Source organism: Micromonospora sp. CPCC 205558, assembly GCF_036902955.1.
Taxonomy (GTDB): Bacteria; Actinomycetota; Actinomycetes; order Mycobacteriales; family Micromonosporaceae; genus Micromonospora.
The window spans coordinates 384,033-402,024 of sequence record NZ_JBAKHR010000001.1 but is presented as its reverse complement, the minus strand read 5'-3'; the positions used below and the strand labels follow the sequence as shown (position 1 = coordinate 402,024).

The window sequence follows — 17,992 nt, the reverse complement described above, 5'->3', positions numbered from 1 at the left end:
ACCCCTACAGCTCGGGGTGGCCGAAGAGGCCCGGCAACCCACCGCTGTGCAGAAAGACGACCCGGTCGCCGCGCGGGAAACTGCCGGCCAGCAGCGCCGCCATCGCCCGACCGGTGTACGTCGGGTCCAGGAAGACCCCCTCGGCACGCGCGGTCACCTCCAGCGCGGACCGGACGGCGTCGGTCAGCGTGCCGTACCCCGCGCCCACCTGCGTGCCGTCGATGCGCAGCGCGTCCGGCTCGACCTCGCCGCCGAGCAGCCCGGCGACGGTCGCCCGCGGATCTGGCAGGGCACCGACGTCCACGCCGATCACCCGCTCCGCGCCCAACTCCCGCACCAGGCCGGCCATCGTCCCGCCGGAGCCGAGCGCCGTCACGACCTCGACCCCGTCGCTGGTCGGCAGCTGGGCCCGCAGCTCCCGACCGCAGTCCACGTAACCCTGGATCGACGCGGGTGAGGTGCCGCCGAACGGGATGAGGTACGCCGATCGCCGTTCCGCCTCGACCGCCACCACCTCGGCGAGCGGACGGTCGCCGCTCCAGACGATCTCCGCGCCGGCGAACTCGTCCAGCAGCAGGTTGCCGCGCCTACGCTCCGGGGGCGAGCCGGCGAGCACAAGCACGCAGGAGAGGCCGAGCCGCGCGGCGGCGGCCGCGGTGAGCCGGGCGTGGTTGCTCTGCGGCGCCCCCGAGGTGATGACCGTGGTGGCGCCGACAGCGATTGCCTGCGCGCAGGTGTACCGCAGCTTGCGGATCTTGTTGCCGCCCCCACCAAGGCCGGAGAGGTCGTCGCGCTTGAACCAGAGCTCGGCCAGCCCCAGTTGGGCGGCGAGCCGGGGCGCGGCCTCCAGCGGTGTCGGCCACGTACCGAGGGGAACGGGTGTGATCATCCGTTCAGCTAAGCACTCCGCAGCTCTGCGCGACATGCAGAGGTTCGAACCGCAGCGTCGCCGCGATTACCTGTCCGGCGCCGTCTAGACGACCGGCCCAGCCGGTGTCGCCGGTGGGATCGGAAAGTTCCGGTTGAAGACGTTGTCCGGGTCGTACGTGGCCTTGATGGCGCGCAGCCGACCGAGGGTGGGCTCGGGCCAGGCATCCAGCAGTCGAGCCGGATCGGTGTCGCTCTCGAAGCTGAGATACAGGCCGTCGAGATGCGCGTACAGCTCGGCCCAGAGCTTGTCGAGCTGGGGTCGGCGATCCGGGATCGTGGCGGCGAGCACCGAAAAGTTCTGCTCCCGGTGCGGGTAGGCGGTGGCGTCGCGGGCGACGTCGTTGACCGCGCCGCCGACGGACCGGAGCTGCATGATCATCACATCGCCGGAATGGATCATGTTTTCCATCAGGTCGGCCGCCTGCGGTGTGACGTGGTGCAGCAGGCCGCTGCGGGTGTCCTCCAACCCCTGCCCCCGATGCTGGTTGCCCGGCGGCACGACGATCGCCGGGTACGGCACGAGCTGCGCCTGCTGATCGAGGATCGGCCCGATCTCCAGGAACGGGCTCAGGGCCGACTGCGCCGCCTCGACGTCGTCACCGGCGTAGACGAGGGTGACCTGCGCTGCCGGAGGGTTGCCGCGCCGGCCGGGAAAGAGCGAGAGGAAACTCGTCAGCTCCCGTGGCGCGGCCTCGACGAGCTGGCCCCACCGGCCCAGCAGTCTGGCGGTGTCGGTCGCGTCCACGACCAGCTGGGCGTAGACCACGTTTCCGACCTCGTACGCCTCCAGCTCGAGCGCGGTGACCACACCGAAGTTTCCACCGGCGCCACGGACGGCCCAGAACAGGTCGGGGTGATGCTCCTCGTCGACGCGGAGCAGGCGGCCATCAGCGGTGACGATCTCGGCGGCGACGACGTGGTCGATGGTCAGGCCGTGCTTGCGCGCCAGGTATCCGACGCCGGCGGTGGTGGCGAGACCACCGACGCCCACGTCTCCGTAGTCGCCCGAGCTCATGGCCAGGCCGTACGGCTGTAGCGCTTGGGCCACGTCGCCCCACCGGGCACCCGGCTCCAGCCGCACCCGACGGGTCGCCCGGTCGAGCACCTCGACCTTGTTCATCCTCGACATGTCGATGACGACTCCCCCGTCGTTCGTCGACCGGCCGCTGATGCCGTGCCCGCCGCTGCGCACCGCCAGGGGGACATCCTGGGTGCGGGCGTACGACACGGCGTCGACCACCTCGGCGGCGTTCTGCGGGCGGATCACCAGGGCCGGTGATCCGGACCGGCTGTAGGTGTGGCGGACCGACTCGTACTCCGGGTCACCGGGCTCGACGGACCTGGCGGCCAGCGACGTGGGCAGCGCGTCGTAGTCGAGGCCCGGGTGTCGCTCGGCCAGCGCGACGGTGGTGCGGACCCGTCCGGTGCCGGCCCCGCCTCCCGTGCGCTCCTTGGCGACCGCCTCCCGCAGCGCGGGGGCGATCTCCTGCCCGAGGGTCTGGATGAGGTGTGGGTCGTCGCGGCCGATCAGGAAGGTGCTGAACCCCTCGTCGAGGACCAGCGGAAGGAGCTGCTCGACCCACTGCTCGACAGGCCCCTGAAGGAAACCGCGGCTGCGCGACGAGACGTCGACAGTGAAGAGGTTGAGCAGACGTCGGATCTCCCGAGGCTCGCGCCCCGCGGCGACGGCAGCCTCGTCGATGAGCCGGTTGGCGGTCACCCGGTCCGGAGATCGCAGGTATTCCAGCGTGGGGAGCCAGCCGTTGGCCTTCTGGCCGGTCAGGGCCAACATCTTCGGCTGGTACGCGCCGAGCCAGATGTCGATGTCATGTGCCGGCTTCGGGCCGCGTTGCATGCCGGGAATCGGGTAGTACTCACCGTCGCGTCGCAGCGGCCCGTCGGCGGTGTCGTCCCAGACGCCGCGCATGACGTCGATCGCCTCCCGCAGGGCCGCGACCCCCTGGCCAGCGGTCAGCCGCCGGGCTCCCATGCCCTCGATCCCATCCCAGAAGGCTCCAGCGCCGAGGCCCAGGTCGAACCGTCCGTGCGACAACCGGTCCAGGCTCGCCGCGGCCCGGGCCAGCACGGCCGGCGGACGCAGCGGCAGACTGAGGACGTTCCCCGAGATCCGTAGCCGTTGCGTGCGGGCGGCCACCCAGCTCAGCAGGGTCCAGGTGTCGAGGAACTCCGCGTTGTAGGGGTGGTCCTGGAAGGTGACCAGGTCCAGCCCTGCCGTCTCGGTCAGCTCGGCCAGCGCCACCACCTGATCCGGGTCGTGCACGCTGGGCGTCAGGAACGACCCGAACCGGAGTTCATGCCCGTAGTCAGACATTGCTTCACCATCCACGCGATCGTTTGATCAACCTGTCATGTATTTCGCCTATCGTTTGTATGACAACAGGTCTTCGCAGCCACTCATTCCTGGGCTGCCGCCCACACCGTGGCGGACACGCGGTGCCTGCGGCCGGTGGCGGCACGGCGACTCCCCGCACGACCACATTGACAATCATCGTTGGACGAATTAGCTTTCTGGAATCAAGCACCTGGGAGCGCTCCCAATCCCCTCGCTGCCCACCCATCGCTGAATCTCGCCAGAAGCCGAGCCCTCCCTAGGCGTGGATGCCACCACCACCTCAGGAGGAGTCTCGTGAGAAGAAGAGTGACCAACGCCGCCCTGGTGTCGGCCGGCGCCGTCCTGCTGGCATCGACAGCGGTCGCCGTGGCGGTGCCGGCAGGCGCCGCAGCCGCCGGCTGCTCGGTCAACTACAGCGTGTCATCGCAGTGGCAGGGAGGATTCGGCGCCAACGTCACCATCACCAATCTTGGTGATGCCGTAACGAGTTGGACGTTGACCTGGTCCTACGGTGCCGGTCAGACAGTCACCCAGGCCTGGAACACGACGCTCACCCAGAGCGGCGCAGCCGTCACCGCCAAGAACGTCAGCTACAACGGTGCCATCCCAACCAACGGCACGGTCTCGTTCGGTTTCAACGGCTCGTGGGCTGGCAGCAACCCCGACCCGACCAACTTCGCGTTGAACGGGGTGGGCTGCACCGGCGGCACGGAAACGACTCCCCCGCCGACGGACCCACCGCCGACGACCCCGCCGCCGAACGGGCCGGCGGACATCACGGTGAACAGCGCGACCAGGTACCAGACCGTCGACGGCTTCGGGGCCGCGCAGTCCATCTGGGGCAGCGCCTGGTCGACGACGGACACCCAGACACTGGTAGGGATGGGCGCCAACCAGTTGGGGTTGTCCATCGTGCGGACCGGCCTGTCACCGGTCTCCAGTGAGTGGGCGACGCACGTGAACTCGTTGAAGACGGCGAAGTCGTACGGGTCGAACGTGAAGATCCTCGCCTCGCCGTGGACCGCGCCGGCGGCCTGGAAGACCAACAACAGTCGGGTCAACGGCGGCAAGTTGAAGACCGACTACTACGACGACTACGCCAACCACCTGAACAGCTACGTGCAGTACATGCGTGGCCAGGGCGTGACCATCGACGTGACCTCGGTGCAGAACGAGCCCGACTGGCACCCGGACTACGACTCGATGGACTGGAGCGGTACCGAGCTACGCACCTTCGTCCGCGACCAGGGCAGCAGGGTGCAGAACACCAAGCTGATGGTCGCCGAGGCGGTGAACATGAACTACAACTTCACCGACCCGACCCTCAACGACGCGACCGCCCGCAACAACATCGGCTACATCGGCGGGCACCTGTACGGCACCGAGGAGTCGGGCCGGCTGCGGCCGTACTCCCTGGCCGAGCAGCACAACAAGCCGGTGTGGATGACCGAGTGGAACCTGCACGCCGCCGACGGTGGCGGCTCCAACATCTGGGGCAACCCCGCCAACGCGGCGGTCTGGAACGAGACCCTCGACGACATCATGCGCACCGTGCACAAGTCGATGGAGGCCAACTGGAACGCCTACATCTGGTGGTACGGCAAGCGCTACTACTCCTTCATCGGTGACGGCGAGTCGGCGTTCGGCACCGTCGCGGGCGCTCCGCTCAAGCGCGGGTACGCCTTCTCGCAGTACGCGAAGTACGTCCGCCCCGGCTACCAGCGGGTCGCCCTGACGAAGAGCTCCAAGGCCTCCCCGCTGGAGGTGACCGCCTACCAGGGGGACGGAAAGATCACCCTGGTGATCCTCAACCGCTCCAACAACGCGGTCAACAACGCCGTGATCCAGGCCCCGCAGAACGTCAGCCGGGCCGAGCACTACCTCACCTCGCAGAACGCCAACGCGGCCAGCCAACCGACCACAGTGAACGGCGATCAGGCCACCATCAACGTCGGCGCGCGCAGTATCTCCACCCTCGTGTTCACCCTCTGAGCAACCGATCCGACCCGAACGTGATCGTCGCGGGAGCCCCTGCCACACGCGGGGCTCCCGCCCGTTCGCGCAGCCCCGCCCCGCTCACCTGCTGGCCCGGGTCGGCGGCGCCGTGCTCTGCCGCACCACGAGCTTGGGGATGACCAGCGGCAGGCGCTGCGGCACCGTGTCGTCGATGGCCTGGGTGACAGCGGTGATGGCCCGGCGACCGACCGCGCCGAAATCCTGCTGGACCGTCGTCAACGGCGGGATGAGGTAGGGCGCCTCGGGGACGTCGTCGAATCCGACGACCGAGATCTCCTGCGGCACCCGCCGCCCGCGCTCGTGCAGCGCGCGCAGCACGCCGATGGCCATCTGGTCGTTGGCGGCGAACACGGCGGTGGTGCCGCGCATCGCGCCGATCCGCAGCCCGGCGACGTAGCCGCTGTGCGCCCTCCAGTCGCCCTCGATCGGCTCCGCCGGGCGTAGGCCCGCCGCGCTCATCGCCTGACGCCAACCCTTGAGGCGGGCGCGGGCCTCGGCCCAGTTGAGCGGGCCGCTCACGTGCACGATCTCGCGATGTCCGAGGTCGAGGAGGTGTTCGGTGGCCATCCGGGCGCCGAGCACCTGGTCGACGCCGACGGTCACGCTGGCCCTGGACAGGTCGCCCTCCACGACGACGAAGGGGACACCCGAACGTGTCATCCGCACCACCTCGAGGGCCTCGTCGTTGCCGGCGATCATCACGACGCCCTCCACGCCGACGCGCATGAGGTGTTCGGTCGCGTCGCTGAGCGCCCGTACCGTCACCTCGGAGAGGCTCACCGAGGTGGCGAAGTAGCCGGCCGCACGGGCGGCGTCCTCGACGCTGCGATGGATGCTCGTCGGACCGAACAGGGTCCTGGCCGTGCCGATGATGCCGATCATCCCGGACCGCCCGCGAACCAACGCACGGGCGGCCGTGTTGGGGCGGTAGTCGAGTCGTCGAATGGCCTCGAGGACCCGCTCCCGCGTCTCGCGCCTGATGCTGGGTGCCCCGTTGATGACTCGGGACACCGTCTGGTGTGACACGCCCGCCAGGCGAGCGACGTCGGCCATGACCGGTGGCCGGTCGGCCGCTGTCACAGCGGCCTTTGCGTGAACTCGCACTGGCGGGCCGTCCGTTCTTCCATGGGATCAGTTCCTCGTGGGACTAGTCCGTCAGTGTGAGTGACGGGGCACCGCGCTGCCGCTGCCACCGACGAGAAAGTCGAGGTCGGCGCCGCTGTCAGCCTGCAGAACGTGCTCGCTGTACAGCCGTACCCAACCGCGGTCGGCCACCGGCTTCGGCGGCTGCCAGGTGGAGCGGCGTTGGGCGAGTTCCGCGTCGTCGACCAGGAGGTCCAGGCGGCGCGTCGAAACGTCGACGGAGATCAGGTCACCGGTGCGGACCAGCGCGAGCGGGCCACCCACTGACGCCTCCGGCGCCACGTGCAGGACGCAGGTGCCGTAGCCGGTGCCGCTCATCCGAGCGTCGGAGATCCGCACCATGTCCGTGATGCCGGCGGCGAGCAGTCGTCGTGGCATGGGCACGTTGCCCACCTCCGGGAAGCCGGGGTAACCCCGAGGGCCTGCGTTGCGTACGACGATCACCGTGTCCGGGGTGACGTCGAGGTCCGGGTCGTCGGCGGCGGCGACGTACTCCTCGATCCGGTCGAAGACGAGCGCCGGGCCGGTGTGCGTGAGGAGGTGGGCGGAGGCGGCGGAGACCTTCAACACCGCCCCGGACGGCGCGAGCGACCCGCGCAGCACCACGGTGCCCGAGCCGGCGGGCTGGAACGGCTCCTCCAGGGTGCCGATGACGTCCCGGTTCCAGCACTGGGCGCCATCGACATTCTCCGCCACGCTCCTGCCGCTGACGGTGACGTGGTCCATGTGCAGCAGCGGGGCGAGCTCCTTCATCACCACCGGAAGGCCGCCCGCGTAGGCGAAGTCCTCCATCAGGTACGCACCGGACGGCATGAGGTTGACGAGCATGGGCACGTCGGCGGTGAGGATGTCGAAGTCCTCCAGCGACAGGGGAACACCGAGGCGTCCGGCGATCGCGAGCAGGTGCACGACCGCGTTGGTGGAACCGCCGATCGCGGCGTTGACCCGGATGGCGTTCTCGAACGCCTGCCTGGTGAGCACCGAGGACAGCCGTTGATCCTGTTCGACCATGGCGACGATCCGACGTCCGGCAGCCTGCGCGAGCGCGTACCGCCGGGAGTCGACCGCCGGCACGGCGGCGGCCCCCGGCAGTTGCACACCCAGCGCCTCGGTCACGCAGGCCATCGTGGACGCCGTACCCATTGTCATGCAGTGGCCCCGGCTGCGGGACATGCCGACCTCCGCCTCGGAGCAGTCGGCCGCGCTCATCCGACCGGCCCGCATCTCCTCGGTGAAACGCCAGACGACCGTGCCCGAACCGATGTCCTGGCCACGGAACTTGCCGTTGAGCATCGGGCCGCCGGTCATCATCAGGGTCGGCAGGTCGACGCTCGCCGCCCCCATCAGCAGGCCGGGCGTGGTCTTGTCACAGCCGGAGAGCAGGACCACCCCGTCGAGCGGGTTGGCCCGGACCGACTCCTCCAACTCCATCGCCAGCAGGTTGCGATAGAGCATGGTCGTGGGTCGCATGAGCGGCTCGCCCAGGCTCATCGCCGGAAACTCCAACGGCAGGCCACCGCTCTCCCACACGCCCCGCTTCACCGATTCGGCCAGGTCGCGCAGGTGGGCGTTGCAGGGCGTCAGCTCCGACCAGGTGGTGGCGATGCCGATCACCGGGCGACCGTCGAAGACGTCGTCCGCGAACCCCTGGTTGCGCATCCAGGACCGATGGATGAACCCGTTGCGGCCTTCCGCACCGAACCACTGCCCGCTGCGCAGCGGTCGATTCGTCGTCGACATCAGCACCCCTCTCTGTCATCCGTCCGGCCGCGTGCAGTGCGGCGATAATTGCGCGTGTGGTGAGTTGGCTGGTGGCGCCGGCGCGGCCTACCGGAGACCTCCGACGGACAGGCCGCCGCGCCAGTGTCGTTGGAGGCTGAAGAACGCGATGATCAGTGGGATCACCGACACCAGGGAGCCCAGGATGATGAGGCTCCACAGTGAGGTGCCTCCCGCGTTGTTGGCCGACGCGATTCCCTGCCAGAGGCCGAGGCCGACGGTGACCGGGAAGAGCCGGTTGTCGGAGAGCATGGCCAGGGGTAGGAAGTAGTTGTTCCAGGACGCCACGGCCGACAGCAGCAACACGGTGACCACCGCGGGACGCATCAGCGGAAGAGCGATCTGAACGAACGTCCGCAACTCTCCCGCGCCGTCGACCCGCGCCGCGTCCAGGAGTTCGTCGGGCACCGCGTCGCGTGCGTACACGTGCATCAGGTAGACGCCGAACGGGTTGAGCAGCGACGGGAGGATCACCGCCCAGACCGTGTTCGTCAGGCCGAGCCGGGAGAACATGATGAAGGTCGGGATGACCAGAGCGGTGGCGGGCACCATCAGCGCGCCGAGCACGACGGCGAAGCTGAAGCGGCGGGCCGCGAACCGGTACTTGGCGAAACCGTAGCCGGCCATGACCGCCAGGACGGTGGCGCCGACTCCGCCGGCGATGGCGTACAGCGTGGAGTTGAGGATCCACCGGAGGTAGATGCCACCGTCGTAGGTGAAGAGCTGCCTGAGGTTGCCGAGGTAGTCGATCTGGTCGGTGAACCAGAGGGTGTTGCCGCCGCCGAAGAGGCCCGGCGCGTCCTTGGAACTGTTGACGATGACCCACCAGAACGGTACGAGGAAGTAGATCACCAGGAAGCCGAGGAGGATCTGCATGGGGAGATAGCGCTGCGGTCGGCGGGCGCCGGCGCGGACGCTGGTGCGGTCGGTCATCTAGAGGAAGCTCCTCCGCTTGCGGGTGAAGAACAGGAAGGCGTACACGCAGATGAACACGATCCCGCCGAGGGCGAAGGAGATCGCGGAGCCGTAGTTGAAGTTGGCGAGCGAGAACGCCTGTTGGTACGCGTACATGTTCGGGGTGAAGTCCGAGCCGATCGTGCCCGCGGCGAGGTACCGGAGGATCTGCGGTTCGTTGAAGAACTGCAGGGTGCCGATGAGCGAGAAGACCAGGATCAGGATCAGCGCCGGCGCGATCAGCGGGATCTTGATCCGGGTGGCGATCTGCCATCGCCCGGCGCCGTCCATCCGGGCCGCCTCGTAGAGCGTCGGGTCGACGCCCTGCAACGCCGCGTACAGGATGATCATGTAGTAGCCGGCCCACTGCCAGGTGACGACGTTGAGCAGCCCGTAGAAGATCAGGTCGCTGCCCAGGAAGTCGGGCGCGGTCGCGCCGAACAGCCCGAAGATGTCGGTGAGCGGGCCGAACCCCCGGCTGTAGAGGAACCCCCACATCACGGCCCCGATGACGGTCGGGATCGCGTAGGGCAGAAAGATCATGAGGCGGGAGAAGCGGGCGAACAGGGTGGTCACCGAGTCCAGGATGAGGGCCATCGCGAGCGCGATGATGATCTGCACCGGGATCGAGACGAGCGAGAAGCGGATGACGAACCACGCCCCGGACAGGAAGCTCGGGTCGGTGAACGCCTTCACGTAGTTGTCGAAGAGAACGAAGCTGGTGCCGCCGATCAGCTTCTTCTGAAAGAGACTGAGGTACAGCGCGTACGCCAGTGGGGCGATGAGGAACGCCAGGAACACGACCCCGAACGGCCCGACGAAGAGCCATCCCATCAGGTGCTCGCGAAGGTGTACCTTGCCACGGATCTTGCGCGTCTCAGGCTGTGTACGCGCTGCGCGCTTCTCGGTCAGGGATGTCATCTTGGTCTCCGGGACGTGGACGCTGAGGGGGGAGGGTGGGCCGGCCGCTCAGTGCGGCGCGGCCCACCCATCCGGTCACTGAACGGTGAAGCCTTGTTCCTTGGCGTACTTCGCCACGTCCTCCTGGAGCCGGTCGGCAGCCTGCGAACCGGTGACGGAGCCCTTAATGACCTCGCTGACCTGCTTCTCCATGGCGTCGAGGTAGTACTGGCCGAAGGGGGCGTACTGGACGCCCTTGTAGTCGTCGGCGGCGGGGACGTAGACCTCCTTGTTCGCCTGCTGGCCGTCGAAGAACGCCACCTTCAGGTCGATGAACGCGGGGTCCTTGAGCGCCGTGAGGTTCAGCGGGAAGATGATCTGGTTGGTCCAGCCGTCGGTGAGCGACTCCTTGTCGGCGTAGAGCCCGTAGGCGACCTTCGCGGCCAGCTCCGGCTTCTTCGCCTGCTTGGTCACCGAGAACGCCGACCCGCCCCAGTTCACCTGCACCGGGCTCGCCTCGTCCCACTGCGGCAGGGGCGCCACCGCGAACTTGCCGGTGTCCTGCCCCTTGCCGACACCCGCGCCGGTGAGGTAGCCGGGTGCCCACGCCGCCGAGATGTACGTCGCGTAGTTGCCGTTGATCACGCCGGAGATGTACTCCGGGGTGAACTGGTTCTGCGTGCCGACCAGGCCCTTCTTGGCGAGGCCACCCCAGTAGTCCAGCACGTCCTTGGAAGACTGGTCGTTGAGCTTCACACCGATCGCCTTCGGCTGCGCCGGATCGAAGGTGAAGGGCGTAGCGCCCTTCTGGATCTGGAGCGCCATCAGGACCGCCGGGACGTTCGCGCCGAAGTCGCCGAAGAGCGGGCCGCCGGCGTCCTTCACCTTCTGCGCGGCCTGCTCGTACTCGGCCCAGGTCTTCGGCGGGGTGATCTTGTACTTATCGAAGATGTCCTTGCGGTAGATCATGCCCATCGGGCCACCGTCGACCGGGACGCCGTAGACCGCGTCGCCGACCGACACGTCCTTCCAGGCGCCCTCGCTGTAGTTGGCCTTGACCGCGTCGTAGCCGTACTGCTTGATGTCGACGAGCGCGCCCTGGATCTGGAAGGTCGGGATCCGGTCCGCCTCGACCATGATCACGTCAGGTGCGCCGGTGCCCGCCGAGATGGCCGTCTGGAACTTGTCGTACTCGTCACCGCCCTGACCGACGTTGGTCCAGCAGACCTGCACATCGTCGTGCTGCTTGTTGAAGTTGTCGACGACGAGCTGGGTGTTGGGGTACCAACCCCACATCGTCACGACCGGCAGGTCCTTCTTGGTGATGGTGTTCGTGCAATTGCTCGCGTCGCTGCCGCCCCCGTCGGAGGAGCAGGCGACGAGGCCGGTCCCCGCCGCGAGCATGGCTACCGTGGCGAGTATCCGTCTTCTCTTCATTGAGATGGTTCCCTTCGGCGATGGCGGTGCACAACATCCATGCGCTGGCGGGCGCCACCGGGGGCAGGAAGCCCTGCTCCCGGTGGCGTCGCCAGCGATGGCCCCTAGCGCTTGAACAGACGCGGCGCCAGGTCGATGAGGTTCTTCTGCCACACGTCCCAGCCGTGCGGCCCCGGGGTGACCCCGTCGAACTCGTAGCGGATGCCGAGGTCGTTCAACGTGGTCAGCGATGCCATGAAGCTCGGGTAGACGAAGTCGGTCTGGTCACCGACGTACAGGCGCAACATCTTGGTGCCGTTGTTGATCGCCGCCACGTCGACGCCGGTGCCGCTACCGAACCCGGCCGAGAACGCCGCGACGTAGGCGAACTCGCCCGGGTAGGCCCGCAGCACCCCGAACGCCTGCCCGCCGCCCATCGACAGGCCCGCGAGGGCCTGCTGCGACGGGTCGCTGGAGATGTGGTAGCGGGCACGGGCCGTGGGAACGATGTTCTCCCGCAACTCCCGGTTGAAGTTCGACGAGTTGCCGTTGCCCATCACGACCACCATCGGCGTGAGATCACCGTCGAGGTACTGATGGTCGAGGATCTGCTTGGCACGGCCCATCTCGACCCAGTCCGTGTAGTTCTGACCGCCGCCGTGCTGCAGGTAGAGGACGGGGTACGGCTGCGCCCGGCCCGGGTCGTACCCCGGTGGGGTCCACACCAGCGCGGTGCGGTCCTGGCCGGCCACCGTGCTGGCATAGGTCATGCTCTCGACCTTCCCGCCCTGACCGGCGGGCACGTCCGACAGCAGTCGGGCACCGGGCCCGGGAATGAAGAAGGTGCTCCACATCGGTTCCGTGGTCACCTTCGTCGGGTTGGAGGCGTCCTTGACCGCGACCCGGTCCACGATCAGCCGGTAGTAGTAGAACCAGGGCTTCAGCGGACCCACTGTCGCCCGCCAACGATCACCGTCGCGGGTCAGCGGCAGTCGCAGCCAACTGCCGCCCGGCGCAACGTTCGCCCAGACCGTGACGTGTTGGGCGTCAGTGAAGTCGGTGGTCGTCTCGAAGGTGACGAACCCGTCCTCGGTGACGAAGGGCGTTGGCGTGGTGCCGGCCGGCGGCGCGGTGAACTCCCGCTTGAGCGGCTGGTGACCGGGGCTCGGCCCGTGGTCCCGCACGTGACCGAAGAGTCGCGGCAGGAAGTCGACGAGGTTCTCCTGCCAGGTGGTCCAGTTCGCGCCCCCGTCCGGGTTGACCCCGTCGAACTCGAACCGGACGTCGGCTCGGTCCAACGCCTTCGTCAGTCGGTAGGTGGCGTTGTGCGCGGGATCGGTGACGTTACCGGTGTACAGGCGCAGCAGCTTGACGCTGCGGTTGATCGCCTTGGCGTCCTTCCGGTCGATCTCCGGAGCCGACCTGCCCGAGAACCAGCCGACGTAACCGAACTGACCCGGCTTGGTGAGCGCGGCCCGCAGCGCCTGCGTGCCACCGTCGGACACACCGGCGATCGCCTGGTGCGCCGGGTCGCGGAGGACCCGGTAGTTGTCGGTGACCGCCTTCCGGAGGTCCTTCAACTCCTTGTCCTCCGCGGCGTTGGCGTTGTTGATCACCACCACCATCGGGGTCATCGCGCCTGAGGCCGAGAGGTTGTCGAGGATCTGCTTGGCTCGACCGAGATCGAGCCAGTCGGTCGCGGCGACACCGTCACCCGACTGCAGGAAGAGCGCCGGGTAACCCTTCGGGCCCTTGGCCGCGTAGCCCGGTGGCGTCCAGACCACTGCCGAGCGCTGCGCGTTCCTGGTGCGATAGGTCAGCGTCTCGATCTTGCCGCCGGTGCCCGTTGGCGCGTCGACCAGCCACCGTGCCGAGTCACCCCCGACGAGGAAGGTGCTCAGGAGCGGATTGGACGCGACACTGGCGCTGTTCGTCGGGTCCTTGATGGTCAGGGTGTCGTCGGCGGTGAACTGGTAGTTGTAGAGCCCCGGTTCGAGCGCGCCGAGAACGCCGGACCACACGTCACCCCGGCGGGTCAGGCCAAACTCCGCCCAACTGGCGGACGGACCGAAGTTTCCCTCGACGACGACCTGCGAGACGGTGCCCAGCTTCTCCTGGACGTACGCCGCCGGGACGGCGAACGAGGCGTAGCGGTCCTGGGAGACCTCCAACCAGGGCGTGTCGGCCGCTGCGGGTTGCGGCGCGAGGAGCACCGCCGCGGTGGCGATGACGCCAGCGGTGAACGCCGCCGAGAGTCGTCGACGCACGCCCGGACGGCGTAGGCGCCCATGATACTGTCCGGTAGTCATACTCCACTCCTTTCATGTGCCGGCAGCGGATGCGACCCGACTGACCGGCTCAACTCAACGGTGGATCTGGCCGTGTGTGTTGCGTTCACCTCCTTGAAGCTGCTGCCACGGGCACAGCTGACCTGATCGCTCTGTCGGGAGCGATCAGGCTTGCGCCCATGGGCGGGTGTCATGGTCGTGCCGCGCTCTTCGGTGGTGCGGTCGAGCTGCGCACGACGAGGCTGGTCGGGAGCACGATCTGGCGAGGCTCGTCCCACTCGCCGGTCACCAGTGACTTCAGCATCCGGGCGGCTTCGTACCCGAGCTGATACATCGACTGGTCCACAGTGGTCAGACCCGGCTCGGTCGACGCCGACTCGGGAATGTTGTCGAACCCGACGACGGACAGGTCGCCGGGCACGGAGAACCCCAACTCCCTGGCGACCTCCAGGACCTTGAGGGCCATCCCGTCACTCGCCGCGAAGATCGCCGATGGCGGGTCCGGTCGTTGCAGCAGGACTCGCGCCAGGGGCGCTGCCGACTCGGGGTTGAAATCACCTCGACCGATCAGTGTCGGATCGACCGCGACACCGCTGTTGGCCAGCGCGGCCCGGTAGCCCTCCTCCCGCGACCACGCCGAGGCCAGACTGTCGCGGCCGGCGATGAACCCGATGCGCCGGTGACCCAGGCCGAGCAGATGCTCGACCGCGGTGACGGCACCGGCGAGGTTGTCGGCCATCACCGAGGGCGCCGCCGAGCCCCGAACCGGGTCGATGGCCACGACCGGCGTCCGGCTGCGGATGTCACCCCAGGGCGTGACGACGATGCACCCGTCGGTGAGGGTGCCCGACAGGCGGGTGAGGTGCCGCTGCTCCCAGCCCTCCGAATACGACCCGTAGAGGTCGCTGTTGGCGTAGATGATCAGATCGAAGCCCGAGCGACTCAGCGCCTTCATCACGCCCTTGAGCACCTCCGCCGTGTACGACTGGAAGCTGTGCGCGACGAGGCCCAGAACGTTGGTGCGGCTACGCCGAAGGCTGGTGGCCACCAGACTCGACTCGTAGCCGAGTTGGTCGATCGCGGAACGCACCTGAGCGACCGTGCGAGCGCTGACGCCGTAATGCCCGTTGACCACGCGCGAGACGGTGGCGGTGGAAACGCCGGCGACTCGGGCGACATCACTCATTGTTACCGGCGCATTGGCTTCAATCATGCCGCTCTCTCTGGACTGCAATCGTTATCGGTTACGTTTCCAGGATGTTGCCAACGTATCCGAGAACGATTACGAACACAAGACCTCTTCGCCCTTAGTCGACGGTGGAGAAGGGGTCCAAACCGGATACGCGCAACGGGGCGGCTGACCACCAGTTGCCGCGCGGAGAACGCGAACAGCGCTCCCTCTCAGCGGGCGAAACGGAGCGCCGCTTTCTGCGCTGGTCCTACTCGTTGACAACAGGACGGCACGCTCCGTCAAACACCATTCCCAGGCCCAGGTGAACGATCACAGCTGCCGAACTTCTGTGGTCCCGGTAAAGACCTTCGCCGTCGGCTGGTTCGGGTCCGCGCTGATGACAAAGCTGCCGGCGTGGATGTGGTCGGCAGCCGAGAAACCGACGTACACCTCGATCTGCCCGGCCTCCACCGCGTAGGTCATGCTCCGGTCGTAGAAACCGAGCTGGCCCGTGGGGAGCTCGAAGCGCACCGCCACCCGCTGGCCGGCGCCCACCGCGACGCGGCTGAAGGCCTTCAGCTCCAGCACCGGCCGGGTGATCGTCGCCTGCGGGTCGCGGACGTAGAGCTGCACGACCTGCTCCCCCGCCCGCTGTCCGGTGTTGGTGACAGTGACCTCGACCCCGACGCTGTCCCCGGCGCGGACCTCGGCGCTGCGCACCGTGGCCTCGTCGATCGCAAACGAGGTGTACCCGAGGCCGTGGCCGAAGACGTATCGCGGCGCGACCGGCGAGTCCACGTAGTCGCCGTGCCAGTGTGATCGGCCGCCGGAAACCTTGTGCCCGTAGAAGACGGGGATCTGGCCCACGCTACGGGGGTACGAGATCGGCAGCCTTCCGCTCGGGTTCACCTCACCGAGGAGCACCTCGGCGATCGCCTGCGCCCCGGTCTCCCCCGGCAGCCAGGCCATCAGCACCGCGGCGCACTCCTCGTGCAGAAAGTCACCGGCGACGGGTCGGCCGGCGACGAGCACCGCCACGACCGGCGTGCCGGTGGCGACGACCGCACGGACCAACTCTTCCTGCACGCCCGGCAGGTCCAGACTGGACCGGTCCCGCGACTCCCCGGTGGTGGTCCCGAGCGTCACCCCCGAGCGGTCGCCCAGGACCAGCACCGCGACGTCGGCCGCCGCGGCGACCGCGACCGCCTCGGCGAAGCCCTCCGTCGACGGATCGAGCACGTCGCAGCCCGGGGCGAAGCGCAGCCGGTCGCCCAGCCGCGCCGCGAGTTCGTCACGCACCGTCGGCACACCGTCGGTGCTCTCGTCGATCTCCAGATCGTCCGGGATCGTCATCATCTCGCCGAGCAGGCCGCGCCGCTTGCGCGCGGCGATCAACGCCTCGATGTGGGCCGCGAACGAGTAGTCACCGAGCAGGTGTCGGGCGTTGTCGGCGTTCGGGCCGATGAGCGCGACCGTTCCGGCCTCGGCGAGCAGCGGCAGGATGCCGTCGTTCTTCAGCAGGACGAGGCTGCGGCGGGCGATCTCGAGCGCCACGTCCCGGTGCCGATCGGCGTTGGCCGTCGTCGCGGCCGTGTCCTCGTCGACGTACGGGTTCTCGAAGAGCCCCAGTTCGATCTTGTGCCGAAGGACCCGCGAGACCGCCTCGTCGAGCTGGGCCTCGCTGACCTCGCCGGCGTCCAGAGCGTGGCTGAGGGCGTCCGCGTACGCGTCCGTCGCCGGAAGCTCGACGTCCACGCCCGCGCCGAGACCCACCGCCGCGGCCTGCTGCTTGTCCTGCGCGAAGTGGTGGTACGAGTGGAGGTCGTTGACGGCGAAGTAGTCGGACACCACGCTGCCCGTGAAGCCCCACTGACCACGGAGGACGTCGGCGAGGAGCTCCTGGTTGGCATGACAGGGAACGCCGTCGAGCTCGTGGTAGCCGGCCATCACCGACTGGAGGCCGCCCTCGCGGACGGCCGCCTCGAACGGATACAGGTACACCTCGCGCAGCAGCCGCGGCGGCAGCTGGGCCGGCGCCCAGTTCAACCCACCCTCGGATGCTCCGTAGCCGACGAAGTGCTTGGCGGTGGCGAGGACACCGTCGGTCAGGTCGGCGCCCTGCAGGCCCCGGACGAACGCCACCCCCATCCGGGACACCAGGTACGGGTCCTCGCCGTAGGTCTCCTCCGTCCGGCCCCACCGTGGGTCGCGCGCCACGTCCAGCACCGGCGAGAGACCCTGGTGGCTTCCCATGGCGCGCATCTGCGCGCGGACGACGTCGGCCATCTGCCGGTTGAGCTCCGGCGCCCAGGTGCTCGCGACGCCGATCGCCTGCGGAAAGATGGTCGCCTCCCGGGCCATCACCCCCGAGCAGACCTCCTCGTGCACGATCGCCGGGATCCCCAGCCGGGTCTCGGTCACCAGGAAGCGCTGGACGGCGTTGGCGGCCCGCGCCACCTGTGCCGCCTTCAGGCTGGTCGCGCCCGCGATCCGGGTCACGTGCCCCAGGCCGTGTCCAAGGATCGGCCGGGCCCGCTCCGGCGCGAACCTCCCGCCCTCCAGCAGGGTGAACGCCCACGTGCTGCCCAGTTGCGCGAGCTTCTCCTCGCGGGTCATCCGGGCCAACAGATCCGACACCCGTTCGTCGACGGGCGCCGTCGCATCGGTGTAGGTCGCCTCGATCTCCGGCTCAACAGTGGTCACCCGGTCACCCCAATCACCGCGACAAGCTGGTCTTGCGGCCTCGTCGGCCACCACGGCACCTGCGCCTGGCCGAGGGCTGGGGCCGGGAGGCGGTGGCGGCGAAGCGGGCGGGAGGCGGACCCCTGGCCAACTGGGGCGGCATGCCCCAGGGGCCGTGCCGACCACACATTGATCCAGGTGCCGTGTTCCCTTACGTAAACGTAATCGGTAACGTTTACATTGATCGACAACGTAATCGAAGCCGATCACGTTGTCCAGAGGTCGCACCGCCTCCACCACCCCTCGGTCCTGGCGCTCAGGTAGAGATCTCCGCGTCGGACCTCGCACGAAGGGAGCCAG

11 protein-coding genes are annotated in these 17,992 nt (G+C 68.4%); 1 reads left to right on the top strand and 10 read right to left on the bottom strand.

Going from position 1 to position 17,992, the window contains the following annotated elements; all coding sequences use genetic code 11:
* Nucleotides 1-4 precede the first annotated feature (4 nt).
* On the bottom strand, nt 5-889 hold the full coding sequence (locus tag V6U86_RS01715; RefSeq protein ID WP_334497588.1) for a pyridoxal-phosphate dependent enzyme: 885 nt from the start codon (nt 887-889) through the stop codon (nt 5-7).
* Nucleotides 890-973: 84 nt separating this feature from the next.
* Nucleotides 974-3,262 carry an LLM class flavin-dependent oxidoreductase gene (locus V6U86_RS01710; RefSeq protein ID WP_334497586.1) on the bottom strand — a complete coding sequence of 763 codons (2,289 nt, stop codon included), beginning with the start codon at nt 3,260-3,262 and terminating at the stop codon, nt 974-976.
* Between the two features lie 315 nt (nt 3,263-3,577).
* Here V6U86_RS01710 and V6U86_RS01705 point away from each other — a divergent pair, with 315 nt between their 5' ends.
* Nucleotides 3,578-5,275, top strand: a complete 1,698-nt coding sequence (locus V6U86_RS01705; protein WP_334497584.1) for a cellulose binding domain-containing protein — start codon at nt 3,578-3,580, stop codon at nt 5,273-5,275.
* A gap of 84 nt (nt 5,276-5,359) precedes the next feature.
* Here V6U86_RS01705 and V6U86_RS01700 read toward each other — a convergent pair whose 3' ends face one another.
* The 8 genes from V6U86_RS01700 to V6U86_RS01665 all read right to left on the bottom strand — a co-directional run bounded on the left by V6U86_RS01700 (nt 5,360) and on the right by V6U86_RS01665 (nt 17,653).
* Complete coding sequence (locus tag V6U86_RS01700; RefSeq protein ID WP_334497582.1) at nt 5,360-6,352, bottom strand: LacI family DNA-binding transcriptional regulator; 993 nt, start codon at nt 6,350-6,352, stop codon at nt 5,360-5,362.
* Between the two features lie 102 nt (nt 6,353-6,454).
* On the bottom strand, nt 6,455-8,182 hold the full coding sequence (locus V6U86_RS01695) for an IlvD/Edd family dehydratase (protein ID WP_334497580.1): 1,728 nt from the start codon (nt 8,180-8,182) through the stop codon (nt 6,455-6,457).
* Between the two features lie 87 nt (nt 8,183-8,269).
* Nucleotides 8,270-9,154 (bottom strand): carbohydrate ABC transporter permease, encoded by an 885-nt coding sequence (locus V6U86_RS01690; RefSeq protein ID WP_334497579.1) that lies wholly within the window; start codon nt 9,152-9,154, stop codon nt 8,270-8,272.
* A complete protein-coding gene (locus tag V6U86_RS01685; protein ID WP_124774813.1) occupies nt 9,155-10,096 on the bottom strand; it encodes a carbohydrate ABC transporter permease in 942 nt (313 codons plus the stop codon).
* A gap of 75 nt (nt 10,097-10,171) precedes the next feature.
* Nucleotides 10,172-11,512, bottom strand: coding sequence for an ABC transporter substrate-binding protein (locus tag V6U86_RS01680; protein WP_334497578.1), 1,341 nt, complete (start codon nt 11,510-11,512; stop codon nt 10,172-10,174).
* Between the two features lie 104 nt (nt 11,513-11,616).
* The gene (locus V6U86_RS01675; RefSeq protein ID WP_334497577.1) at nt 11,617-13,758 is read right to left on the bottom strand and encodes an alpha/beta hydrolase; all 2,142 of its coding nucleotides are present in this window, start codon (nt 13,756-13,758) and stop codon (nt 11,617-11,619) included.
* A 211-nt stretch (nt 13,759-13,969) separates the two neighbouring features.
* Entirely contained in the window at nt 13,970-14,965 is a 996-nt protein-coding gene (locus V6U86_RS01670; RefSeq protein WP_334497859.1) for a LacI family DNA-binding transcriptional regulator, read from the bottom strand.
* A 315-nt stretch (nt 14,966-15,280) separates the two neighbouring features.
* Nucleotides 15,281-17,653, bottom strand: a complete 2,373-nt coding sequence (locus V6U86_RS01665) for a glycoside hydrolase family 3 N-terminal domain-containing protein (RefSeq protein ID WP_334497576.1) — start codon at nt 17,651-17,653, stop codon at nt 15,281-15,283.
* Nucleotides 17,654-17,992: the final 339 nt, after the last annotated feature.

Coding starts and splice junctions, on each gene's coding strand:
- V6U86_RS01695 (WP_334497580.1), bottom strand. CDS start 8,182: ATGTCGACGACGAATCGACCGCTGCGCAGCGGGCAGTGGTTCGGTGCG.
- V6U86_RS01700 (WP_334497582.1), bottom strand. CDS start 6,352: ATGGCCGACGTCGCTCGCCTGGCGGGCGTGTCACACCAGACGGTGTCC.
- V6U86_RS01685 (WP_124774813.1), bottom strand. CDS start 10,096: ATGACATCCCTGACCGAGAAGCGCGCAGCGCGTACACAGCCTGAGACG.
- V6U86_RS01710 (WP_334497586.1), bottom strand. CDS start 3,262: ATGTCTGACTACGGGCATGAACTCCGGTTCGGGTCGTTCCTGACGCCC.
- V6U86_RS01715 (WP_334497588.1), bottom strand. CDS start 889: ATGATCACACCCGTTCCCCTCGGTACGTGGCCGACACCGCTGGAGGCC.
- V6U86_RS01670 (WP_334497859.1), bottom strand. CDS start 14,965: ATGAGTGATGTCGCCCGAGTCGCCGGCGTTTCCACCGCCACCGTCTCG.
- V6U86_RS01690 (WP_334497579.1), bottom strand. CDS start 9,154: ATGACCGACCGCACCAGCGTCCGCGCCGGCGCCCGCCGACCGCAGCGC.
- V6U86_RS01680 (WP_334497578.1), bottom strand. CDS start 11,512: ATGAAGAGAAGACGGATACTCGCCACGGTAGCCATGCTCGCGGCGGGG.